Raw genomic sequence first — 24,767 nt, forward strand, 5'->3', positions numbered from 1 at the left:
TTGGATTTGAATTATAGCCCATTAAAACATGGGTTTTTAATAAAAAAATTCAGTAAAAAAGCTTATTTTTCGCTGAATTTTCACCTTATCATATTTCTGATCAGAACAACAATGCATCCGCGGCTTTCTATTTTACGCGTCACAGCGTTGCTGCTTGTTTCTATAAACTTTTTTACCGGAAACTTATTTGCGCAGGCACCCGTTATTAAATATACAACCCCTCATAGATACATCATCAATACACCAATAACCTCATTAGCACCTACTAATACCGGCGGTGCGGTGCCAGCAACTATTTACGGACAGGTAAGCACCATTGCAGGCAATACCGGCATTTCAGGCTCAGCTAACGGCCCTGCACAAACAGCTACATTCAAACAACCACTTGATGTGGCAATTGATGCTTCCGGAAATATTTATGTTGTAGATTTTAGTATGATCAGAAAAATCACCCCATTTGGTACCGTAGAGCCTTTTGTGGGAAGTGAGACCGTAGGATTTGAAGACGGTACAGGTGCTGATGCAAGGTTTTCAGAAGGTATATTTTCATTGGCTATAGACAAGGCTGGCAACATATATGCTGCTGATACCTATGCTATCCGAAAAATTACCCCTTCAGGGATTGTAAGTACATTAGCCGGCAGTAACTATCCTGGCTTTTTGGACGAAACAGGGACCGCTGCAAGGTTTACCGAGATCCGCGGAATTACATTGGATGATGCGGGAAATATATATGCTTGTGATTTTCATAATAATTGCATCAGAAAAATTACTCCTGCTGGTGTGGTCACCACGGTAACGGGCAATGGCGCTTTTGTGTCAGCATACGATGTAGTTATTGATGCGGTCGGAAACATGTTTGTTTGTGACGGAGCGGTTAATAAGATAAAAAAGATCACACCGGCCGGAGTTGTAAGTACTTTTGCAGGCAGCGGCGCGGCTGACTATGTAGACGGATCCGGAACCAGTGCGGCTTTTAGCGCACCCTCAGCGTTAGCAATAGACAAGGCTGGCAACATATATGTTTGCGATGCTATACTCAATCAACGTATCAGAAAAATTACTCCTGATGGTCAAGTAACTACGTTTGCCGGTAACGGCAATATCGGATTTGAGGATGGTATTAGTACCAATGCCAGCTTTAGAGACCCTTACGGTATTGGTATTGACAAAGAAGGTTCTTTATTTATTGCTGATACTCACAACTATGCTATAAGAAAAATAAATACATCGGGTTATGCCATTGATAAAGCTTTACCCGCAGGCTTAACTTTTGACCAAAAAACGGGTGCAATTACAGGTACCCCTGCGATTTTATCACCTCCGATAGATTACACAATAACCGCTTATAATGGCAATGGCAGCGGCAGTGCCATAGTTAATATAGCGGTTATATTTGATATAGTAAAACAACCATCCATTATAACTTTCCCGCCGCAAACAGTTGGTAATATTGATGCTGATAATATTTTACATCCGGATGCTACCAGCACTAATAAGGAAACCCCCATTACTTACACCAGCAGTAACCCGGAAGTTGCTTATATAGGTGCCGATGGGAATATCCATGTCATAGCACCGGGTGTAACCACAATTACAGCTCACCAAAATGGCAATGAAAACTATACCGATGCCACACCGGTAGCCAGGATTTTTACCATTATGCAAGACCAGGTGATCACTTTTCCGCCCTTTGCTGTTAAAAGCACCTGCGATGCTGATTTCCAAACCGGAGCCAGCACCTCAAACTCAACTATTCCACTCACCTATTTTAGCAGCAACACTGCTGTTGCTACCGTTTCGACAACCGGAAAAGTGCATATTGTTGGGTCGGGCAATACCATTATTACAGTTTCGCAAAGCGGTAATAACCTATACAATGCCGCTTTGCCGCAATCGCAACCTTTAACAGTAACTGCTTTGGTTACCCCCTCAGTAAGTATAACGCCTGATTTTTACTCCAGTTGCGAGGGTTTAAGCGTTAGCTATGAAGCAAAAGCGATTAACGCAGGGGCTCACCCAACTTACCAATGGTTTTTGAATGGTCAAAGCAGTGGCAATAATAGTGATACCTATATCAGCAGTTCCCTAAAAACAGGTGATGTTATTACTTGTATGGTAACCAATAATGACGGGTGTATTCCGGTCGTCTCGGCCCTATCCAACCCTGCTACCTTAAAATCCGACCCCTACGTTACACTTGCATTAACCATCACTTCATCGGCCAGTGGGGCGGTGTTAATAGGTACACCTATTACCTTTAAGGCAAACCTATCAGCCAACCTGCAGGATAACCCAGTTTATCAATGGCTGGTTAACGGGCAAAATGCCGGCACCAACAGCCCCAATTTTACTACCAGAACTTTATTAAATGGCGATGTGGTAACCTGTAACATGATTGCCGGTGGTGCCTGTATTATAAATCCGTCGGTGTTTTCAAATACCATCACAGTTGCGATAACGATCCCCGAAAAAATCATCGTTCCAAATACTTTTACGCCAAATGCCGATGGCTATAATGATACCTGGGAAATAGCCGCTTTACTAACTAATACAAATTGCACGATAAATATCTATAACCGTTACGGCGCAATTGTTTACAGATCGGTTGGTTATCAGCAGCCCTGGAATGGGGATGCGGCTGGTAAACCCTTGCCAATGGGCACTTATTATTACATTATTGACCCTAAGAATGGAAGCCCGAGATTATCAGGACCTGTTACCATAATAAGATAATTGGCAGCTTTCGGTAAAACCGATATGTGGTCTTATAGCATTATTAAAAAATTAAGCTTAACTTAATACTTAAGGTTGTTATTATTTCAAAACCAAATACCTGATAATTTTATTATTATAAAACCAAATTAATCGCCTTAGCCATGGAACAGATTGTCAGAATATTAGATATTCATAACGTTACCCATAACGTAAAACAATTTATTATTGAAAAGCCCGATGGTTTTACATTCACACCGGGGCAGGCAACGGAGCTATCTATCAATGAAAAGGAGTGGGAAGATAAAAAGAACCCCTTTACCTTTACCAGCCTTACTGATGATCATTACCTGCAGTTTACTATAAAAATATATCCCGACCATAAAGGTGTTACCAATCACTTGGGCGAACTAAAGGTAGGGGATGAACTGATTTTAAGGGAACCCTGGGGCGCTATTGAATACAAAGGGCCGGGCTATTTTATTGCAGGCGGTGCAGGCATTACACCTTTTATAGCCATTTTTAGACATCTTAACCGCGAAGATGCCCTGGCAGGTAATACATTGTTTTTCTCTAATAAAACAGATCAGGACATTATTTTGGCCGACGAGCTGAAAAGTATGCTGGGCGAAAATGCTCATTTCATTATAAGCGATCAAAAAGACAGTGTGCATGACCAGCGACGTATTAACGAAGATTTTTTGAAAGCCGAAGTAAGTGACTTCAGTAAGCACTTTTATGTTTGCGGTCCGGACCCCATGGTTGCAGAAATAACTGAAACTTTAACCAGACTGGGCGCAAATGCCGATGCTGTTATTTTTGAAAAGTAAAACCTTTCATAACTTGTATTATTGAAACCGTCTGAATTTTATCAATAATGTATGTATCGAAAATCATCCCCGCGATAGGTGGGGCTAACAACTGCTCCAGGCTACGGTAAGGTTTTCAAAATATTTATCTACACCCTGATAAATATTTTTCGCTTATACATCCAGTAAAGAATGAGCCACATGAAGAACAAAGTGAGGGTTCCGTTGACAATAGTGGCGTAAGCCATTCCAAATAACTGATCATAATGCTGTCCCAGATGCACATGCAGGTTATCACTGATGTATTGCCTTAAACCTCCGTCTGACATGACATAGGCAGCGATAGAATTGGTGCCGATTACTGTGAGGAAGAAAAACGGCTTTTTGTAATGTTTCAGGTCAACCAGCCAATAAAAGAAAGCCAAAAAGCTAAAACATATTCCGCCGCTAAAAATCACCCACGCGGGTGTCCAGATCCTTTTTACAATGGGGTTGATATTGGTTAATTGTAACACTAATCCCAATACCATCAGGATTACCGCGGCAATGATAAAGTATTTCAATTTTTCTTTTGCTGTTTGGGTATTTTTCAAAACCTCACCTGCCAAAAGTCCCAATATCATGGTACCTAAGGTGGGTATAAAGCTCAGGGTAGAGTAACCACCCTCATTAAACAGGAAGGGCGTTGCGCGCGGAAATAAATTCAGGAACCACCTGTCTGCTGCCCAGGCCAGGTTTGTATTTTTATTCCAATGAGCTGCAAACCCGTGCAGGTTATGTTCCCAGTTTGGGGCTACGCCTGTTGTTGCATAATCAAAGCCAGCTTTAGGCAGGGGATAAAGGGCAAATGCCAACCAGTATCCTACCAAAATGATCACCAATATGCTAAGCTGCACTTTTGGCCGGCAAAATCCTATCATCACCAGAAAGGTATAGCCCATACCAATCTGCGTAAGGGTGTCTTCAAAAGTAAAAACAGTACTATTTGCACCCAATGACCTTAAAAAGAAGCCGAGGAAAATCAGTATTATCGACCGGCGCAGGGTATGGCCCAGGAGCGTACCGAAGGTGGCGCCCTTATTTTTTCTGGCAGCGATGGAAAACGGAAGTACCACACCAACCAAAAATGTAAAAGAGGGCTGAATCATGTCGTGGAGGCTCAGCGACGTCCAGGACACATGCGACTGATTAAAGGCTAAAACTTGCCATATTTTGCTGTTAGGAAGCGCTGTTGCTACACGCTGGAAAGACAATATTTCTGCCATCATCAGCAGCATAACAAAGCCCCGGTAAACATCCACCGAGGCAATTCTGGCGGCAGGCATTTTGGGATTCACGGCTGCTTCTGATATAGGCGATGCAATGGTATCTTTTTCCATGTTTAAAATTTTATGAAGTAACACGGCTTTAAAATAATGACCGTCGACCGGACATTAGTCTCAATTATAAATGACCGGGCCGATATCTTGAAGGCATTCAACGATCCAGCTTTTTAACAGATGAAAAACGCCTTTAAAATAGTATTTTTTACTTGTAATGTAGTATGGTTGAATTAGTTTTGAACCTTAGGATATTTTCTTATCCCAAATCTCACATCTAAAATCTATTTTTACCGCATGAGTATCCGGGTACAGGCATTAACAAAACTTTACGGTCAGCAAAAGGCGGTTGATGGCATCAGCTTTAGTGCCGGGCCCGGTGTGCTGGGGTTCCTTGGGCCTAATGGCGCTGGAAAATCTACCACTATGAAAATACTCACCTGCTTTATTCCTCAAACGGCGGGTACGGCGTCGGTTTGCGGATTTGATGTAATAGCCAATCCGCTTGATGTGAGGCGCCATATAGGCTATCTGCCCGAAAGCAACCCGCTTTATTTAGATATGTATGTAAAAGAGTCGCTTGGGTTTATTGCAGGCATTCATAAAATACATGAGCCCGAAAAACGGATAGCCACCATTATTGAACAAACAGGCCTTGGCCCCGAGCAGCATAAAAAGATAGGACAGTTATCAAAAGGCTACCGCCAAAGGGTAGGACTTGCCCAGGCCATATTGCATAACCCTGATGTGCTGATCCTTGATGAACCAACCTCTGGCCTTGACCCTAACCAACTGATCGGCATCCGGCAGCTGATATTAGAGCTTGGTAAAACAAAAACCATTATCCTGTCAACCCATATTATGCAGGAGGTTGAAGCAGTGTGCAATAACGTGATCATCATTAACCAGGGCAAAATTGTGGCTGATGATACCTTGCAGGGTTTGCGCAATAAAAATATTAACAGCACACTCGAACAAATATTTATATCTCTTACCAGTAATTAGCATTTTTCATATTATAATACTGTAGGGAATATGCTTTAACAGTATCATAGATATATGCTTCTTTTGGCCGTGAGGTCATTCCTGGCGCTTATTCCTAATGTATATCATAAAAAGACGGTCGTTCTGTTATTTATTGTTTACAAATATTTTCAAATATTTGTAACGTTTTGCAACAATATGCGTCTATTAAACTTAAACCGCAGTTAAGCATCCATTGCAGCGCTGTATTAAATAATCACTACAATCTAAAAATTATGAAAAAAATTCTATTAGCCCTGGCCATTTTAGGCGGCACCGCATTTACAAGCTTTGCACAAACTAAATCTGAGGATAGCGGCAAATTCAGTATCGGTGTTGAAGCTGGCTTGCCCTTAGGTGATGCTAAAAACAATTCGTCTGCAATATTTGGAGGTTCTCTTAAATATGAACTTCCTATTGCACCAAGTACCTGGTTTACTATTTCTGCAGGGTATAACTATTTTCCATACAAAAGCGAAATTAAGGATGATCTTAAAGCTTTAGGTATTGATAAGTCTGGTGAAGGGTTTATTCCTGTAAAAGCGGGTATTAAATATTACATCGAAAATGGTTTCTTTGCCGAAGGCCAGTTAGGTGCGGCATTTGGCACAAGTAGCGGCAGCGGTACAGCGTTTGCTTACTCGCCAGGTATCGGTTATACTTTTGATGGCGGCTTTGAGGCAGGTGTTCGTTATGAAGGATGGTCAAAAAACGGTACTATCAGTCAGGTTGGTCTGCGCTTAGCTTACAGGTTCTAATAATTAACTATTAAAAATAATAAAGCAGCCCGGGAATAGTTGTCCCCGGGCTTTTTGTTTTTACAAAAATGTGAAATGCTTATTCCTGCCTTGTAATTACCAGATTTTTTCCATCGGAGCCCTTTAATTCCATCCTTAAGGGTTTTGATCCTTTGATAAATTTGCCGCTATAGGTTACTTTACTTACATCAAAGGTGAACTGTACATTATAGTTCTCAAAATTGCCGGTTAGCTGGGCTACGTTACCATCCTGGTCTTGTTCGTTGCCTGTAAAGTTCGATTTGTTGACCCCCTCCGTTTCTGCTAAGAAGAAAAAGTTTGAGTTTCTGTTGCTTGCCCACTGGTTTGATAAGTTCGGAATAAACACATCATTAACGGGATTTGGATCATTACTATCTGAGCATGAAAATAACATCAACAGCAGGAACAATCCGCTTAATAATTTTTTAGTTTTCATATGCTTTGAGATTTAATTATTAGTGACATCATTGCTTTTACGGTCATTATCATATAACCTTGAGTTTATACTCGTTATCCTCTCTCCAAGTCCGGTAAGCTTGCGCGACATGGCCGCCGATAGTTCCTGCATGTCCTTTGCTAAATCCTGCTGCAAACGGGCTCTCTTCTTTTTATTGGTTTCATTCACTGCCGCATATATCCGGTTGATATAGGTGTAGTTAATTTCTAAAATGTAAATTTTATGAAAATCCTCAATGGCGTAATCTATCACGTTACTATATTTTAGGGCCAGCTCCTGGCTTTTCCAATAGGTTGCTATTGCCTGTTCATAGGTGCTTTTATTTTTATTGAGCAGATCAAATATGTCGTTATAGCGGTAAATGGCATCGCTCAGCTGGTTGTATGCCGGTTTGGTATTTAACGCCGAGCTTAAAGCTAAAAACGCGTCATTGAAGTTTCTTGCTTCGTTAAGATAGTTGAGTAAGGTTGATGAAATGAGCGGATAAAATTCAAGCTGGCCGCGCATAATGGTAGTATCATTAAAATTGCTGGAGTTTATGAGGGCTAAAATTTTATCATAGCCCGCTTTTGTTTCCTGTATGTTTTTTTGAATGTATGCCCTTAAGGCCGATTGTGATTTATCAATCTTGCCCTCCAGGAGCTTCAGCTGGTCAGGCGTTGGTTTTGATACATAAACATCAATAGTAATGCCGGGGTCTTTTGGCAAACTAATGGTTTCGGTTAAATTGTTATTGATAATATATGATTTAAGATCGGCCGACCTTACGTTTACTTGTGTAACGTTTTGAGGCAGTTTCAGCAGGATGATGCCCTGGGGGTCGGTGTCAAGGCGTTGGTCGGCTACCAGGAAGCTGGTGTTTATTACCGGGGTTTTATCGCTGTTCCTGAACCTGAGCTTATAGGTTATTAATTGTGCGCCGGCCTCAAAAAAGACCAAATTCAGCATAACCAAAATGAGCAGGCGAAGTTTCATTTTATTCCGATGTTTAAAAATTGGTCATCCGTAACAAATCTTAAAGAGTTATAAATTTCCTTGTTTTTATCCAGTACAATAAACCTAACCTCGGTTCCCGGCTTTACCGGTACAACAGCCGAAAAACCTCCTGTTGAATCGGTTGTGACCAACGAGTCAAGGGTTTCTATCTGGATGCTCAATTGGGGTATGCCCTCCCTGGTGTTTCCGGATTTGTTTAGCCTCGTTACCCTTCCTCTTATTTTAGTGAAATAGGCATCTTTCTTTAAATAGACCGTAACATTGGTATTGCTGCCCGTTTTATTGAGCCGGTAAGTGCTGTCAACAACCGCCGAATAACCCTGTACGTCAACGGTCATATCTTCAATGACCTGCCCTTTATGGTTTGCGCTTATTGCTGTAAACAAGGCCTTGCCGTTATTATCAATCTGCCTGGTTTCATTGTATTCGCCAATGGTTATGTTTACGGTACCGCCGGTAACAACTTTTTTGCTTTTTCCGGCTTCCCTAAATAAAATGGTAAGGTTGGCAGGATCAGCATCGGGCGTTGGCCTGTACACGTACCCCAGATATATGATGATAAAGAAAATTACGGCCGGACCCGAAACATAAAGTGATTTTGAGGGCGATGTTTGATTATATCGCGCTACGGACCTCATGGCACCGGCCAAAATTGCAGTAGCGGCCAGGGCTATAATTACAATTAAAAAAAAGTATACGGGCGGCGATATGGTTATATCTTTCCCGGCAATAATTAAAACGTAAAAGAAAACCACGAACAGCAGGAACCCGGCAAAGGAAACTATTATCCAAAGGATTGAATTCGGGGCTTTCAACTTTTTAAATTTGAGTTAACTGAAGGTCGGCACGGACATGTATATCAAATATAAACACTTATATAACAGTATATTGTATTTGAGAAAATAATTTTCTTATAAATTTAATAAATAATTAGTCATAAGCAATCTTTTGATCAAAAAAAGTAACTGGCCGCTGTCAGCTAACTTAAAAAGTTGGTAAACCGGCATTTTGGTATTACCCATTAGCGGTTTAAATGATCCCGGTTACCCAATTGATAAGGCGCTGTCGGCATGTTTGCTTATGTAAGGTTTAAAAGCATTATCCCCTTTGCTTTAGTACAATAATATTGTAATTTCGGCGCTTAACATCCAATCCAAAAGTGCTTAGCATCCTTAAAAAAGAAATTACCTCCTACTTAAGTTCGCTGGTGGCCTATGTTACCATCGGCGTGTTTTTATTAGTGCTGGGACTGTTTTTGTGGGTATTTCCTGATTCGAGCATTTTAGATTATGGCTATGCAGGCCTGGAAAGCCTGTTCAGTACGGCACCCTATCTGTTCATGTTCCTGATACCGGCTATCACCATGCGCGCGTTGGCCGAAGAACGCAAAGAAGGTACCTTTGAACTCCTGTTTACCCGTCCCCTTACCGACTGGCAAATAGTACTTGGTAAATACTTTGCAGGTGTGTTGTTGGTGCTTTTTGCCTTGCTGCCAACTTTGGTTTACTATTACTCGGTAAGTACGCTGGGCACGCCACAAGGCAATATTGATACCGGGGCGGTCATAGGTTCATACATCGGCTTGTTTTTGTTGGGCGCGGCGTTTGTTGCCATAGGTCTTTTTGCTTCATCCGTTACCAAAAATCAGATCATTGCCTTTACCATAGCAGTATTCCTTTGTTTCTTTTTTTACAGTGGGTTTGATTCTTTAAGCCAGCTGTTATCACTCCAGGATCTGGGCTTACAAAACCTGGGGATAACCGAGCACTATGAGTCGGTAAGCCGCGGTGTGCTGGATACCCGCGACCTGGCTTATTTTATTGTTATAACAGGGTTGTTCATATGGCTTACTTTGTTCGTCATTATCCGTCAGCGTAAAAAGAAACTGCTTACTGCTGCCATGATGGGATATGCAGTCGGTTTGGTGGTCATCGCGCTGGTTTCTAATATCGCTTTTACCCGCTTTGATTTTACTACCGAAAAACGATATACCATATCATCAATAAGCAGGCAGATCATGAACAACCTGCAGCAGCCTGTAAGGGTTACGGTTTATTTACAGGGCGGCAGCCTGCCCGGTGGGTTTAAGCGGTTGCAAGGTGCTACACGCGATATGTTAAGCGATTTGCAGGCTTATAGCCACGGTAAATTGCAGTTTGAATTTGTTGATCCGTTAAAAAACCTTGCAGGCGACCAGCAAAACCAGGTAATACAGAACCTGGAAGCGAAAGGTGTTGAACCTACCAACCTGAGTGTAAAAACAGATGATGGGGTATCGCAAAAGTTGATATTCCCGGTCGCGCTTGTATTGGCAAACGGCAGGGAGATAGCAGTGAAACTATTACTGAGCAGGGTAGGCCTCTCGCCCGATGAAGTGCTCAACAACTCCATCGAAAACCTGGAATACGCTTTTGCATCGGCTATTAAAAAGGCAACCAGTGGGGGCAAACCGCAAATTGGTTTTACCGAAGGGCATAACGAATTAACCGACCTGCAATTGAACGATGCCATGAAATCCCTTTCGGATGGCTATGAGGTTGGCAGGGTAGATCTGGCAACCATTCCTACTGCCGGCTTGCAAAAAATAAAACTGCTGGTGATCCCCAAACCGGATAAAAAGTTCACGGAGCTTGAAAAATTTAAGCTCGACCAGTATATTATGCATGGCGGCCGCGTGCTGTGGACCATTGACCAGGTAAATGCCGAACTGGACAGCCTGCGCGGGCACGGCGGCGAACAACTGGCCTTTGCCAAGCAGCTGAACCTGGACGACCAACTTTTTAGATACGGCATTCGCATCAATTATGATTTGATAGCCGATATGAACTGCTCGCAAATACCGGTAAGTACCGGCAATGTGGGCGGGCAGGCGCAAATACAAATGCTGCCCTGGCTGTTTTATCCGGTGTTTATTCCCATGTCCAAACATCCGGTAGTGAAAAATCTGGATGGCATCAGCAGCGAATTTGCCAGTACAATTGATCTGCTGGATACCCGCGATATTAAAAAAACGGTATTGCTTACCTCATCACCCTATAATAAAAAGATGAGCGCCCCGCATATCCTGTCGTTACAAGCACTTGAACAGGAGCCAGATCCAAAGGATTTTCAAAGCATACCCAAAACTGTTGGCGTATTGCTGGAAGGTAAATTTATTTCCGACTGGCGCAACAGGCCGCTGCCGGAGGGCTTACAGGAACGGGTTGCCATACAACCCGAAAGTGTACCTACTAAAATGATCGTGATCAGTGATGGCGATATCCTGAAAAACCAGGTGGGGAGCGATGGCTCTCCCTATCCGTTGGGTTATGACCATTACACGCGGCAAACCTACGGCAATAAGAACCTTTTGCTTAATATTGCCGATTACATGACCGACGACTCAGGCCTGATTGCCTTGCGTACCAAAGAGATAAAGATACGCCTGCTTAACCGAGCACGCATCCGCAACGAAAAAATGTACTGGCAGCTGGTAAATACCGCCGGGCCGTTATTATTAGTGTTAATATGTGCTATTTTTCAACATTATATTCGTAAGCGAAAGTATGCCCATTAAATTTTATATTTTTGATAACCATTTAGCCTCACCCCGCCCTCTCCGGAGGAAAGGGTTCAAAAAGTAAGGAGTTAAAGTCCTTTCCTTTGGAGAGGATTTAGGTGAGGCTTAATTTTATATTTTTGATTGTTAAATACACCCATATGAGATTTATTGTTTCTACATCAACATTACTCAAACAATTGCAGGCAGTAAGCGGCGCTTTAAGCAACAGTACCGTATTGCCTATACTGGAAAACTTTTTGTTCGAGATAAAGGATGGAAACTTAACCATTTCTGCAACCGACCTGCAAACCAGTATGACTACTTCATTAGCTGTTGAGGCTAAAGAGAACGGACGTATTGCCATACCATCGCGTATATTGCTTGAAACCTTAAAATCGTTACCGGAGCAGCCTGTAGCTTTTGCTGTAGATGATAACACATTTGCTATTGAAATTAACGCGGGCGACGGAAAGTATAAACTGAGCGGCGAAAATGGTGAAGATTTCCCAAAAATACCGGTTGTTGAAAACGCGTCGTCAGTAAATTTACCAGCCTCGGTTTTAGCCGAAGCCATAAACAAAACCATTTTTGCGGTAAGTAATGATGAGTTGCGCCCGGCCATGACCGGTGTTTATTGCCAGTTAAGCCCGCAGCACCTTACATTTGTTGCTACTGACGCGCACAAACTGGTACGCTACCGCCGTAAAGATGCCAAAGCGGAAAGCGCTACATCATTCATATTGCCCAAAAAAGCGCTAACGCTGCTTAAATCATCATTACCAACTGACGATGTGAACGTATCGGTAGAATATAACTCTACCAGCGCATTCTTTAAATTTGGCAATATTAACCTGGTTTGCCGCTTAATTGATGAACGTTATCCCGACTATGAAGCGGTTATACCACAAACTAATCCCAATAAATTAAGTATTGACCGGCTTACCTTTCTGGGCTCCTTGAACCGTGTTGCTATTTACGCCAACAAAACCACCCACCAGGTAAGGCTTAAAATAAATGGCAGCGAATTGAACATATCATCAGAAGATATTGATTTTGCCAATGAGGCCCATGAGCGTTTAAGCTGCCAGTACGAAGGCGATGACATGGAAATTGGCTTCAACGCGCGTTTTTTAATAGAAATGCTGAAGAATTTAAATTGCGAAGAAGTGTCTTTGGAGATGTCGACACCTAACCGTGCCGGGTTATTGTTGCCGCAGGGTGGTGATGAAAATGAAGATGTGCTGATGCTGGTTATGCCGGTAATGCTCAATAGCTATGCTTAAGTGTAAACTTAAATTATAAATCCAAAACTAAGTCCGGCTTTAAAAAACCGGACTTTTTTGTTCGGCGGGATAACAAAAATTACAGCAGGCAGTTATATAGCTTATAATTATATATGAACACCAGGGTTAAAGTTTTATTTTTTATTGGCATTGTAGCCGGTTTATTATCCTGCAAAAAAAATAATGACGCGCCGGATGTTACGCTAACTACCGATCTTAATGTGGTTAACGCATCAAACAATACCATAAATTTTTACCAGAATGGCACCCGGCTCAATAATACAGGGAGCTATTTGCCAGGCGGAACGCTTGGTTATTTAACAGTAAAGGCCGGCCTTCAGAATTACCAGGTGAAAATAGACGGTACAAGTGACCCTTTATTTACGTTACCCCTTACGCTCGACAGTACTAAAATATACTCCTTATATATAAGCGGAAAAACCGCCGAAAACGCATTTTATACCACCGATGTACTTAAGGCTGATACCAACGGTTGGGCAAAACTCCGGTTTGTTAATGCATCGCCTGACGCGGGCCCGCTGGTAGTTGCCTTTGAAGGTACCGGTGCAAATAATGTAATTTTGGATACTGTAAAATTCAAAGACGTAAGTTATAAAACCACAACCGATTTTATAACCATTACAGCAGGCATACGTTATCTGAGTGTTTACAGGGCATCGTCGCCATTAAACCCCAGGCGAGACACCATAACCCTTAACCATGGCAATATTTATACTGTTTATAGTTACGGGGAAACAAGCTCGGCGGGCAACCAGGGGCTTGGTACCGGCTTAATAGTTAATCAATAAAACAATAATGACTACTAAAAATAAAAGCGGCTTACTGGTTTCATTATTTATGGTCACCGTGGCTATTTTGTTGCTTCCGTTTATATCATCGTGCGGCAAAGGGGCAAATGCCAATGCTTCGGGATTAAATACCCAATTGCAGATCGTGAACCTAAGTCCGGACGTTCAACCTTTGTATTTATATCTTAATTTTATTAGGGAAAATGCCAGTACCTATGCTTACCCTTCCAACTCCGGTTATTTTTTCCTGTCCACATTACAACCGCCTATGCAGTTACGTACAGTTACAGCTTCGCCTCAAAACATACTTACAATTGACAGTACATTAAAACCCAATGCTAAATATACCTTGTTTATTACCGGTTACCGATTTGGCACCGATACCTCGGCCAGTATAAATCATTCTATTTTATCACTTGATACGGTAAAGCTGCCGAGCAACGGGCACGGCAAAATACGGTTTGCACATACATCGCCGTCATCGCCCAATCTTGATTTAAGCGCGAATGGCACCCTCGCTTTCGGTAATCAGGCTTTTAATAAAATATCCAAGTATATTGAATTGCCGGTTGGCAATTATAATTTTACCATAAGCATGCACAAAACGCCTGCAGTAGTTGAATATACGCTTCCAAATATCACCATACAGGACGGCCGCGCTTACACTATTTATACCCAGGGTATTGTGGGCCGTACAGATACGGTTGCTTTTGGGGCAGGGGTGCTTACCAATAATTTACTTCTTAAAGCCACACAATAGCGGCTATTATTTTTATATTCCTATTTTTGGCCAAAATTAAAAGCTGTGGAAATAATTAAGACCATTATCGATTTTATATTGCATATTGATGTTCATCTGAGTCAGATAACAAGAGATTACCAGGGTTGGACCTATCTTATACTGTTTGCTATAATTTTTGCCGAAACCGGTTTTGTTGTAACTCCGTTTTTACCCGGCGATTCGTTGTTATTTGCTGCAGGCGCCCTCATAGCTACCGGACAAACCGGGCTTGATATTACCTTGATTGCCATAATACTGGTAATAGCCGCTTTTACAGGCAATACCGTTAACTATTTGCTGGGCAGTTATTTAGGACCTAAAGTTTTTAAAGAAAATAATAAGATATTAAAATTAGAGTACTACCTGAGCACCAAGGCTTTTTTTGATAAGCATGGTGGCAAGGCGGTTATATTCAGCCGGTTTTTACCAATTATCAGAACAATTGCTCCTTTTGTAGCGGGCGTAGGGCGTATGCCATTTTTACGCTATAGCCTATATAATATTGCAGGTGGGGCCGCCTGGGTGCTTAGCTTTTTGTTTATCGGGTTCTTTTTCGGGAACATCCCCATTATAAAACAAAATTTCACACTGGTGGTAATGGCCATTATACTGGTATCTATTGTTCCGCCTATTTACGCGGCCATTAAAGGCAAAAGAACCAAAAAAGCAGAGGTTAAGTAATATCACATACGCCTTTAGCGATCGAGAAATGCACCAATCGTGTTATTTCAATGAGTAAGCATAACGTATTATAAATACTCAAATTTAAAGCGGCGGCTGAGCTATTTATGGGGTTGCTCCGTAGGTGCACTTTCCTGTTTTGTATAAAGCCTCCTCCCGTTGTAAATTTTTCTTTTCATCGGGACTCATCTGCCGTTCTGTTAATTTATCCAGATCGGGTTGTCCGGCATCTACCCAGGCCGAGTACCAAAAACTTCCAACCGAGAGGATCGAAGCCCGCAGTTGCCGCTCAACCATTCTTTTCAGCATTTTTTGATAGGCATTACTATACGCAACCGAATAATCGCTGATCTTCCTTTTATTGCGTACAATGGTACTGTACTTTTTATCGGCCGGAAAGGTTTTATCGAGGGCGCGTTCAAACCGCAAAACCGTATCGACACTTTTGAATGAGGCCCTGCAAATTTTAAAAGCCTCGTTCAAAGGGTTTTCAATATACCGGGCCTTCCCAACAAAGTAATTATAGCGATTGCCGAACAATTCAGGTATACGGCTTTCCCACAAGGCATGTATGCCGGTTTGACCGGTAAGTTGCCCGTCATAATTTACGCTAAGATGCAGGGGCACATGCGCGTCGGCAACGTAATGGCCCAGGTTGGCTGATGCTGTGAGTATGGTTGTAGTGTCATGCGCCTTAAATGCCCTTACCAGTTTGTAGTATTGGTATTGGATGGTCCAGGGCAGCGTGCCATATTTGTCTAATGTATCGGCCGAATATTTGGCTGCGGCATCCTTCCACTTTTGGGGCATTGCCGCAAAAGGTTTTTTACCATAATGATCAGCGTCAAAAAAGTGCCTGGGTATCTCTGTGGAATCAACGTATCGGCGTTTATCGGCACTAACAGCGTGGCGGGTTATAAAATCAATATTGCTTTTATAAAAACCGGCCATTGCTTTGGGTAATGTAAACACAGCCAGCCGGTTAATGCGGTAATGTGCAAAGAAACCCCACGATGAGCATAGCATAATTAAACAAAAGCCCGCCAAGGTGAAAATAATACGCCCCTTCATAAAGGTAAATATGGCTTTAAGTTTTGAGATTTTTGATGACCTTAACTTATTAATACTTACTTCAACCTGCCAACGTAAACCTTGGTATCATAATTAATGGTGATCATGTTATGCTCCTGATACCGGCCAAAAAGTATCTCCAGGTCTTTGATCATAGGCCCATACCCGGGTTGATCTTTAGCCGGCATATATGATGAGGAAAGCAGGCGGCCTGCCAGTCCTTCAAAGTCAAACACCTGCTTGTTTTCAAATGTCTTTAAATCAAACGGTTCCGGATCAAAAAATGCCCCGATATGTGCGGAATCAATATTCCGGTGATCAACTTTTACATAGTCTATGGCATGTTTAATTATCAACTGATCATATTCCTTTTCAAAAGTCGAAGTGGTTTTTCTTTCGTTCCATATCAGCGCGACTATGCCTCCGGGTTTTAATATTCTATTAAATTCTGTCCTGGTATCTCTGGCATTAAACCAATGAAAGGCTTGCCCGGCAATAATAGCGTCAATGTTGCTGGTTTCCAGCCCGGTATTTTCAGCTGTGCCATCGGTAGCGGTAAAGGCAGGGTAATGGCTGAGTAACGCTATGGCCTTTTCCCGCATTTCGGCATTGGGTTCAACAGCAATAACCCGGTAACCTGCCTTCAGGAAAAGTTCGGTTGATATGCCGGTACCTGCTCCAACATCGGCCAGCAGTTTGTTGGTTGTGAGGTCAAAATTATTCTGCAAAAAGTCAATAATTTGGGCGGGGTAGTGCGGCCTGTATTTTACATAATCTTCTACCCGGTTGTTGAATCTTTTTGTGCTGTCCATTACTTTTATGAGCAAAAATGTGTTAAAAACGTGCATTTTTAATGCGTTTTATGAAGTAAAATTGCTCATTTTCATTTAAAAATTGATTGTTTTAACACAAAACATATCATTAATTTGGCCGGTGCATCCGGCTGATCGCTATTCAATAAAAGGGGTTTAAAGCAATTTAAAACTTTAGTGAAAAACTACTTGCATAATTAAATTTATCAACCTATATTTGCAGTCCTTAAAATAAATAGAAAAGAATAACAAAGCTATACAATGGCAAATCATAAATCGTCTTTAAAAAGAATCAGGTCAAACGCTGCGAAGCGTCTGCGTAACAGGTACCAGGCTAAAACAACCAGGAACGCTATTAAAAAATTAAGAAACACTACTACCAAAGCTGATGCTGCTGCATTGTTAGGTAAAGTGATCTCAATGTTAGACCGTTTGGCTAAAAAGAACGTTATTCACAAAAATAAAGCTTCGAACAATAAATCAAAGCTTACTAAATTTGTTAATGGTTTAAGCTAATATTTAGCTATACAAGATAAATAAGAAGGGATTGTGCGCAGGCATGATCCCTTTTTTTGTTTGCCCTTTTTGTATCTTTAATACCGTGGAAAATTACAAAGACAAGATCAGTATAAAATCATGGGCCGAAGAGGACCGCCCGCGTGAAAAACTGAGTATCCAGGGCCGCAGGGCATTAACCGATGCCGAATTGATAGCCATATTGATAGGCTCGGGAAGCCGTAGCGAAACGGCCGTTGAACTGAGCAAGCGCATACTGCACCATTATGAAAATGACCTGAACAAGCTGGGCAAGGCCTCTATCAGTGAGCTCTCCAAATTCAGAGGGATAGGGGAGGCCAAGGCCATATCTATCATAGCGGCCCTTGAAATTGGTCGCCGCCGTAATGATACCGAGGTAAAAGCTATTGAATACATTACCAGCAGCCGTGATGCCTATAACATTATGCGCCGCCACCTGATGGACCTTAATCATGAGGAGTTTTGGATCATACTGGTTGGCCGTTCGCAAAAAGTGCTAAGTAAAGAACTGGTAAGCAAAGGCGGTCTGTCGGCCACCGTGGCCGACCCAAAGATCATTTTTTATATGGCGCTGCAACAGCAGGCAAGCGGCATTATCCTGGTGCACAACCATCCGTCGGGCAATCTTAAACCCAGTCATCAGGATGTTGACCTCACCAGGAAAATAAGCGCCGCCGGCCGTATGCTGGAGATCAATGTGCTTGATCATTTAATTATTACTGATCTGGGCTATTATAGCTTTGGCGATGAGGGGATTATTTAATTCTTGATCTCAGGTATATTGCTTTGTTTTCAGAAAGATATATTTTATATTTAGTTGGTCAACTAAAGGGAATATTACAACAATAAGCTGGTTTATTTAAATCGATGAAATCATTTGTTTACGTGCTGCTTTGCACATTTTTGGTGTTACTGGGCTGTTCTAAAATGATTGATGATCCTAAACCTAAAATTATTGCCTGGGGCGATAGCTTAACAAAAGGACAAGGCGAGGTAAAATCTACCTATCCAGGGATTTTGCAGCAGCTATCATCGGCTCGGATAGTTAACGAAGGGGTAAACGGCCAAACCAGCACGGAGATATCCGCCCGGATGGCGGATGCTAAGGATCTTTATAAATATCCTGTTATTATATGGGCTGGCAGAAACAACTACAAAAGACCCGAACAAGTAAAGGCCGATATTAGTGACATGGTTAGCAAATTAGGGCATACCCATTATTTAATACTTGGTATTTTAAATGGCGACAAATTAAGCGAACGGAAAGGGGAAACAGGTTACAATACGATAACTAAGCTAAATGCCGATCTGGCAATTATTTATGGTGAGCATTTTATTGATATACGGCCATACCTCGTATCGCAATATAACCCACAAAGTGATGCCGATTTAAAAAACTTTAACGATGATGTGCCTCCGGTTAGTCTCAGAAATGATGATCTTCATTTAAATTCTGGTGGCAATAAGTGGGTAGCAGAAAAGATAAATGGGAAAATAGGGCTGCTCATTAATTAACTTGTAACTAAATAAATCCCAAATCCCAAATCCGACTTCCGAAATCTTTATATCTTTGCCGATTATCATTTCTGAATAATGAAGATATCGTATAACTGGCTTAAAGAATTTATTGATACAGATAAAACTCCGCAGGAAATTTCAATTATCTTAACCGGCACCGGTTTGGAAGTGGAGAGCCTGGAAAAGGTACAAGCTGTTCCTGGTGGGCTGGAAGGCCTGGTAATTGGCTATGTTAAAGAATGTACCGACCACGCCAACTCAGATCACCTGCATGTAACTAAAGTTGACGTAGGAGGCCCTGAGGATCTGCAGATCGTTTGCGGCGCTGCTAATGTGGCTGCGGGGCAAAAGGTGGTAGTGGCTACTGTAGGCACCACCGTATACCCTGTTTCAGGTGAGCCATTTACAATCAAAAAATCAAAAATACGTGGTGAAGCATCCGAAGGGATGATCTGCGCTGAGGATGAGATAGGATTAGGCACCAGTCACGATGGTATCATGGTGCTTGATGCCAGCGCCCCAGTGGGCGTTTTAGCCAAAGACTATTTTAAGCTGAACGACGACTATATGTACGAGATAGGCTTAACCCCTAACAGGGCCGATGCCGCTTCGCACTTGGGTACCGCGCGTGATATTGCCGCGTTTTTAAAGATCGGTATTACCCGGCCGGATGTTAGCGCGTTCAAAATTGCAAACACCAGTAAAACAGTTGAGGTTATTGTTGAGAACGAGCAGGCAAGCCCACGCTATTCGGGTTTAACTATCAGCGGTATCGAAGTAAAGGAGTCGCCGCAGTGGTTAAAGGAAAGGCTGGCCGTAATTGGTATCCGTTCTATCAACAACATTGTTGACGTAACCAACTATGTGCTGCATGAATTGGGGCAGCCGTTGCATGCCTTTGACGCCGATGAAATAAAAGGTAATAAGGTACTGGTTAAAAACTATCCGGAAGGAACGGTTTTCAGGACGCTGGACGAGGTTGACCGCAAGTTATCAGCTAACGATCTCATGATAGGCAATGCCGAAGAACCGATGTGTATTGCAGGGGTTTTTGGCGGCGTTACCTCGGGTGTTAAAGCATCAACCAAAAGCATCTTTTTAGAGAGCGCGTATTTTAACGCGGTATCGGTTCGTAAAACAGCTAAAAGACACGGCCTTAAAACCGACGCGTCGTTCAGGTTTGAGCGCGGTACCGACCCTGATATGACGATTTTTGCCTTAAAGCGTGCTGCACTACTGATACAACAGGTTGCCGGTGGCGAGGTATCATCTCAAATTTTTGACCACTATCCAGTGCCTGTTGAACCTTTCGCCTTTGATGTAAGCTATAAAAATATCGACAGGCTGATAGGCAAAGCTATCCCGCACGACGAGATCAAAGGTATTATTAAGGCATTGGATATTAAGATTGTTAATGAAACCGGCGAAACCCTTTCGCTGCAGGTGCCTCCATATCGTGTTGACGTAACCCGCGAGGTTGATGTGGTTGAGGAGATATTGCGTATTTATGGTTATAATAACATTGAGATACCAACCCAGATTAGGGCATCGCTCAATAACTCGCAAAGGCCCGAAAAGGATACTGTTCAAAACCAGTTGTCAGATATGCTTACTGCCAATGGCTTTAATGAGATCCTGGCAAACTCGTTAACCAAATCGGCTTATTCTGATAATCTGGATACTGCCGTGAAAATCCTGAACCCGTTAAGCAGCGATCTGGATGTGATGCGCCAAACCTTGCTTTATTCGGGACTGGAAGCCATTGCCTATAACCAGAACCGCCGCGCGGCCGATCTTAAATTTTATGAATTTGGTAAGGTTTACAGCGTAGCGGATGAGAAATACAGCGAGGTACAACGTTTTTCGATATTCCTGACTGGTGCAAGCACTGCCGAGCAATGGAACCAGAAGGCTAAACCGGTAACATTTTATAACCTGAAAGCTATTGTTGACGGTATTTTGCAGCGGCTGAACATCACCACGCATGTTGCAGAGGATGCTACCTGCAAAAAACTGGCATTTGGCCTGCAATATATGCTTAACGGCAAACAGTTGGTTAAATTTGGCCCGGTGGCTGCAACGGCCTTAAAAAAGGCCGATGTGGATAAGGAGGTGTTTTACGCCGATTTTAATTTCGACCTGGTATTGTTTGCAGTACGCAAAAACAAGATCGTTTTTGAAGAGGTTTCCAAGTTCCCGGCGGTAAGGCGCGACCTGTCAATGCTGATTGATAAAAGCGTTTCGTTTGGCCAGTTAAAACAAATAGCCCAAAGAACAGAACGTAAGCTGCTGAAGGAAGTTAGTGTATTTGACGTGTATGAAGGTGATAAACTGCCTGCGGGAAAAAAATCATACGCGTTGAGCTTTATCATACAGGATATTGAAAAAACCCTAACCGATAAAGCCATTGATTCCGTTATGCAAAAATTAATTTATAACTTAGGTAAAGAAGCAGGGGCCGAGATCAGAAAATAGTTTTGATTTAAGATTCCCGAATTTTAGATTAGAATTAACGGTTAGAAAATAGATTTAGGTTTTAACGATATTCAGTAAATCAATAATTCAGTTATTCAATAATTAATTAAAAATGCCTTCTGTAGCAGAACAATTAAATAAGATTGTAGATAAAACCGAGCGGTTAATTGAGCTTTGTGCTGCCTTACAGGAGGAAAATGATCTGTTAAAACTGGAAAGTGAGGCCCTAACGGTTGCCCTTGATGCAAGCAAAGCAAAGACAAAAGAGCTTGAAGAAAAGCTTCGTGTATTGAAACTTGCCAAGTCGTTTTCAGAAACAAATGAAAAAAGTCTTGACATAAAGCAAAAAATTAACGACTTTGTGCAGGAAATAGATAAGTGTATTGTATTATTAAAGAAATAATACAAAAAGTGAAAAGCTCAATGGGAGAAATCTCAATAAAAATAAATATTGCTGACAGAGTTTACCCTTTAAAGGTAAACATGGAGGAGGAAGAAATAATACGCAGGGCGGCTAAGCTGATTAATGACCGGATAAAGGAGTATCAGGAAAATTACGCGGTAAGGGATAAACAGGATCTGCTTTCGATGTGCGTGTTGCATTATGCAACATCATCATTAAAAGCCGAGAAGAAAGTTACCGTTGAAGATACCGATATAGCCGAAAAGGTTTATCAGCTTGATCATTTGCTGTCTGAATTTTTCTCGAAGTAATTAACGTTCTTTACATATACAGAGCACATTAAGATTTAGCCGCAGTTAAATTTTAGGTTTCACTATTAAAAACTTAACGCTTCAATATTAAGCGGATCAAAGAGGCATGCGTTACTCGTGTATTAACGTAACCCATGATTCCAATATCCGAAATGAAGTTTTTAAATACATGATACTTAAGAATTAGTTGCGGTTTTTTTTATTATATACATTATAACCTTACACCCTAAAAGAAGATGGACATATTACTATACATTATTATCGGGCTGCTGGCCGGTGCCATTATTGGTATCGTCATTGGCCGCTTCCTGTTAAGGAAGCTTTTTAAAGACCAGGAAGCATCGGCGCAAAATAAAGTGAAAAAGATACTGAAGGATGCTGAAAATAACGCCGAGATACTGAAGAAAAATAAATTACTTGAGGCTAAAGAGAAGTTTTTACAAATGAAAGCTGAGCATGAGCAGGAAGTAAATAATAAGAACAATGCTATAAATCAGCGCGAGAACGGCGTTAAACAAAAAGAGCAATCATTAAACCAGCGCCTGGAGAACATGAACCGCAAGGAAAGTGAGCTTGATAACGTGCGTAAAAACCTGGAAAAGCAAACAGAAATAGTTGTTAAAAAGCAGGAAGAAGTTGAAGCGTTAAAAAACTCACATGTGCAGCAACTGGAAACCATAGCCGGCCTGTCGGCCGACGATGCCCGTAACCAACTGGTTGATACTTTGCGCGAGGAAGCCCGCACTAAAGCCATGATCCAGATAAAGGATATTGTGGACGAAGCTAAGCTTACAGCTACCAAAGAGGCCAAAAAGATAGTTATACAAACTATACAGCGTACCGCTACCGAAAGTGCTATTGAAAACACTGTATCAATTTTCAACATCGAGAATGATGAGATCAAGGGCCGCATTATTGGCCGCGAGGGCAGAAACATCCGTGCGCTTGAGGCTGCAACCGGTATTGAAATTATTGTTGATGATACGCCTGAGGCTATTATCTTGTCGGGCTTTGACCCGGTAAGGCGCGAAATTGCGCGGCTTGCTATGCACCGCCTGGTAACCGATGGCCGTATACACCCTGCCCGTATTGAGGAAGTTGTTGCCAAAACCAAAAAACAAATAGAAGAGGAAATAGTAGAAATAGGTGAGCGCACGGTTATTGACCTGGGTATTCATGGTTTGCACCCCGAGTTGATCCGGATGGTTGGCCGTATGCGTTACCGCTCGTCATACGGGCAAAACCTGCTGCAGCACTCGCGCGAGGTAGCCAACTTTTGTGCTACCATGGCTGCAGAGCTTGGCTTAAATGTAAAAATGGCCAAACGTGCAGGTCTGTTGCATGATATTGGCAAAGTGCCTGATGACAATCCAGAACTGCCTCACGCTATTTTGGGTATGCAGCTGGCCGAAAAGTATAAAGAGCATCCTGAAGTTTGCAACGCAATTGGAGCCCACCACGACGAAATTGAGATGACCTCTATGTTGTCGCCAATTATACAGGCCTGTGATGCTATTTCGGGCGCGCGTCCGGGTGCACGCCGTGAGGTTGTTGAAAGCTACATTAAACGTTTAAAAGAGTTAGAGGAGCTTGCCCTTTCTTACCCTGGGGTAGAAAAAACATTTGCTATACAAGCCGGCCGCGAGCTGCGCGTAGTGGTTGAAAGCGAAAAGATAACCGATGCGCAATCAGAAGTGTTGGCTGCGGATATTTCTAACCGGATACAGACTGAAATGACCTATCCGGGCCAGATCAAGGTTACCGTGATAAGGGAAACCAGATCGGTAGCATTTGCCAAGTAAGCATATAACCAATAAATAACAAACCCTTTCTGCCTGAAAAACAGAAAGGGTTTTTATATTTACATTAAAATGGCTTCAAATAAATTACCCGATACTTCAAAAGGCGGCGTACCGCCAAAAGCCGATAGTGTTCGTGCGGTTGATATTTATTTTGCAAAATATGCCGAGAGCCATCAGAACAAAACCAACGAGGCTATTCATTTTATCTGCATCCCGCTTATTGTGTTCAGTTTATTGGGTTTGGTTTGGTCAATTCCGTTCCCGTACCTCAAGTTTCTGGGCACTTATAATGGTGTGTTTAACTGGGCTTCCTTTTTAATTGCCTTCAGCATTTACTATTATCTTAAACTTTCGCCGGTATTGTCATACATCATGTTGCTTGTATTGTTTGGCTTTAGCTATGGCATTATACAACTGGAGCAATGGCATAAAGCGGGCGGTCCCGCCCTGTGGCAGGTTTCATTGATCATATTCCTTATATCGTGGGTTGGCCAGTTTATCGGGCATAAAATTGAAGGCAAAAAGCCTTCGTTTTTAGATGATATTAAGTTTTTGCTCATAGGGCCCATATACCTGCTTCATCTTATACTTAAAAAAATATCTGTCCGGTACTGATCTGTGGAGTTTTACTTAATGTTAACACTT

General features: G+C 42.1%; 23 protein-coding genes. 17 read left to right on the top strand and 6 right to left on the bottom strand.

The window, feature by feature from the left end; all coding sequences use genetic code 11:
• The first annotated feature begins 111 nt into the window (after positions 1-111).
• Positions 112-2,736 carry a T9SS type B sorting domain-containing protein gene (locus J2W55_RS01605; protein ID WP_310091202.1) on the top strand — a complete coding sequence of 875 codons (2,625 nt, stop codon included), beginning with the start codon at positions 112-114 and terminating at the stop codon, positions 2,734-2,736.
• Positions 2,737-2,879: 143 nt separating this feature from the next.
• On the top strand, positions 2,880-3,545 hold the full coding sequence (locus J2W55_RS01610; RefSeq protein ID WP_310091204.1) for an FAD-binding oxidoreductase: 666 nt from the start codon (positions 2,880-2,882) through the stop codon (positions 3,543-3,545).
• Between the two features lie 128 nt (positions 3,546-3,673).
• Here the strand turns inward: J2W55_RS01610 and J2W55_RS01615 are convergent, their stop codons facing one another.
• Complete coding sequence (locus J2W55_RS01615) at positions 3,674-4,903, bottom strand: acyltransferase family protein (RefSeq protein ID WP_310091206.1); 1,230 nt, start codon at positions 4,901-4,903, stop codon at positions 3,674-3,676.
• Between the two features lie 237 nt (positions 4,904-5,140).
• Here J2W55_RS01615 and J2W55_RS01620 point away from each other — a divergent pair, with 237 nt between their 5' ends.
• Positions 5,141-5,848 (top strand): ATP-binding cassette domain-containing protein, encoded by a 708-nt coding sequence (locus J2W55_RS01620; protein WP_310091208.1) that lies wholly within the window; start codon positions 5,141-5,143, stop codon positions 5,846-5,848.
• 254 nt (positions 5,849-6,102) lie between these two features.
• Positions 6,103-6,624 (top strand): outer membrane beta-barrel protein, encoded by a 522-nt coding sequence (locus tag J2W55_RS01625; RefSeq protein WP_310091210.1) that lies wholly within the window; start codon positions 6,103-6,105, stop codon positions 6,622-6,624.
• Positions 6,625-6,703: 79 nt separating this feature from the next.
• Here the strand turns inward: J2W55_RS01625 and J2W55_RS01630 are convergent, their stop codons facing one another.
• From J2W55_RS01630 to J2W55_RS01640, 3 genes are read right to left on the bottom strand one after another with little or no spacing between them, the layout of a single operon-like run.
• Positions 6,704-7,081, bottom strand: a complete 378-nt coding sequence (locus J2W55_RS01630) for a hypothetical protein (RefSeq protein WP_310091212.1) — start codon at positions 7,079-7,081, stop codon at positions 6,704-6,706.
• A gap of 12 nt (positions 7,082-7,093) precedes the next feature.
• Positions 7,094-8,077, bottom strand: coding sequence for a hypothetical protein (locus J2W55_RS01635; protein ID WP_310091214.1), 984 nt, complete (start codon positions 8,075-8,077; stop codon positions 7,094-7,096).
• Positions 8,074-8,913: a hypothetical protein gene (locus J2W55_RS01640; RefSeq protein WP_310091216.1), complete on the bottom strand. Its 840-nt coding sequence runs from the start codon at positions 8,911-8,913 to the stop codon at positions 8,074-8,076. Before J2W55_RS01640 ends, J2W55_RS01635 begins: the two co-directional genes overlap by 4 nt.
• A gap of 344 nt (positions 8,914-9,257) precedes the next feature.
• On the opposite strand from J2W55_RS01640, the gene gldG reads away from it, so the two are divergent.
• The 5 genes from gldG to J2W55_RS01665 all read left to right on the top strand — a co-directional run bounded on the left by gldG (position 9,258) and on the right by J2W55_RS01665 (position 15,193).
• A complete protein-coding gene (gldG, locus tag J2W55_RS01645) occupies positions 9,258-11,654 on the top strand; it encodes a gliding motility-associated ABC transporter substrate-binding protein GldG (RefSeq protein ID WP_310091217.1) in 2,397 nt (798 codons plus the stop codon).
• A gap of 143 nt (positions 11,655-11,797) precedes the next feature.
• Entirely contained in the window at positions 11,798-12,922 is a 1,125-nt protein-coding gene (dnaN, locus tag J2W55_RS01650) for a DNA polymerase III subunit beta (protein ID WP_310091219.1), read from the top strand.
• Between the two features lie 113 nt (positions 12,923-13,035).
• On the top strand, positions 13,036-13,731 hold the full coding sequence (locus J2W55_RS01655) for a DUF4397 domain-containing protein (RefSeq protein ID WP_310091222.1): 696 nt from the start codon (positions 13,036-13,038) through the stop codon (positions 13,729-13,731).
• Positions 13,732-13,738: 7 nt separating this feature from the next.
• A complete protein-coding gene (locus J2W55_RS01660; RefSeq protein WP_310091224.1) occupies positions 13,739-14,491 on the top strand; it encodes a DUF4397 domain-containing protein in 753 nt (250 codons plus the stop codon).
• Positions 14,492-14,536: 45 nt separating this feature from the next.
• Positions 14,537-15,193, top strand: a complete 657-nt coding sequence (locus J2W55_RS01665; RefSeq protein WP_310091226.1) for a DedA family protein — start codon at positions 14,537-14,539, stop codon at positions 15,191-15,193.
• Positions 15,194-15,298: 105 nt separating this feature from the next.
• On the opposite strand, the gene J2W55_RS01670 is transcribed toward J2W55_RS01665, so the two are convergent.
• Positions 15,299-16,219 carry a zinc dependent phospholipase C family protein gene (locus J2W55_RS01670; RefSeq protein ID WP_310091228.1) on the bottom strand — a complete coding sequence of 307 codons (921 nt, stop codon included), beginning with the start codon at positions 16,217-16,219 and terminating at the stop codon, positions 15,299-15,301.
• 101 nt (positions 16,220-16,320) lie between these two features.
• Positions 16,321-17,112 carry a class I SAM-dependent methyltransferase gene (locus tag J2W55_RS01675; protein WP_310091230.1) on the bottom strand — a complete coding sequence of 264 codons (792 nt, stop codon included), beginning with the start codon at positions 17,110-17,112 and terminating at the stop codon, positions 16,321-16,323.
• 225 nt (positions 17,113-17,337) lie between these two features.
• Between J2W55_RS01675 and rpsT the strand changes: the two genes are divergently transcribed.
• From rpsT to J2W55_RS01715, 8 genes are all read left to right on the top strand, one after another.
• Positions 17,338-17,592, top strand: coding sequence for a 30S ribosomal protein S20 (rpsT, locus tag J2W55_RS01680; protein ID WP_090642860.1), 255 nt, complete (start codon positions 17,338-17,340; stop codon positions 17,590-17,592).
• 85 nt (positions 17,593-17,677) lie between these two features.
• Positions 17,678-18,376 (top strand): RadC family protein, encoded by a 699-nt coding sequence (gene radC, locus J2W55_RS01685; protein ID WP_310091233.1) that lies wholly within the window; start codon positions 17,678-17,680, stop codon positions 18,374-18,376.
• 104 nt (positions 18,377-18,480) lie between these two features.
• The gene (locus tag J2W55_RS01690; RefSeq protein ID WP_310091236.1) at positions 18,481-19,128 is read left to right on the top strand and encodes an SGNH/GDSL hydrolase family protein; all 648 of its coding nucleotides are present in this window, start codon (positions 18,481-18,483) and stop codon (positions 19,126-19,128) included.
• Positions 19,129-19,206: 78 nt separating this feature from the next.
• Positions 19,207-21,606, top strand: a complete 2,400-nt coding sequence (gene pheT / locus J2W55_RS01695; protein ID WP_310091238.1) for a phenylalanine--tRNA ligase subunit beta — start codon at positions 19,207-19,209, stop codon at positions 21,604-21,606.
• A gap of 112 nt (positions 21,607-21,718) precedes the next feature.
• Entirely contained in the window at positions 21,719-22,009 is a 291-nt protein-coding gene (locus J2W55_RS01700; RefSeq protein ID WP_310091240.1) for a hypothetical protein, read from the top strand.
• 20 nt (positions 22,010-22,029) lie between these two features.
• Positions 22,030-22,320 carry a cell division protein ZapA gene (locus tag J2W55_RS01705; protein WP_310091242.1) on the top strand — a complete coding sequence of 97 codons (291 nt, stop codon included), beginning with the start codon at positions 22,030-22,032 and terminating at the stop codon, positions 22,318-22,320.
• 236 nt (positions 22,321-22,556) lie between these two features.
• Positions 22,557-24,122: a ribonuclease Y gene (gene rny, locus J2W55_RS01710; protein WP_310091244.1), complete on the top strand. Its 1,566-nt coding sequence runs from the start codon at positions 22,557-22,559 to the stop codon at positions 24,120-24,122.
• A gap of 69 nt (positions 24,123-24,191) precedes the next feature.
• The gene (locus J2W55_RS01715) at positions 24,192-24,737 is read left to right on the top strand and encodes an Mpo1 family 2-hydroxy fatty acid dioxygenase (protein ID WP_310091246.1); all 546 of its coding nucleotides are present in this window, start codon (positions 24,192-24,194) and stop codon (positions 24,735-24,737) included.
• Positions 24,738-24,767 lie beyond the last annotated feature (30 nt).

It is taken from the genome of Mucilaginibacter pocheonensis, assembly GCF_031456535.1.
Lineage (GTDB): Bacteria > Bacteroidota > Bacteroidia > Sphingobacteriales > Sphingobacteriaceae > Mucilaginibacter > Mucilaginibacter pocheonensis.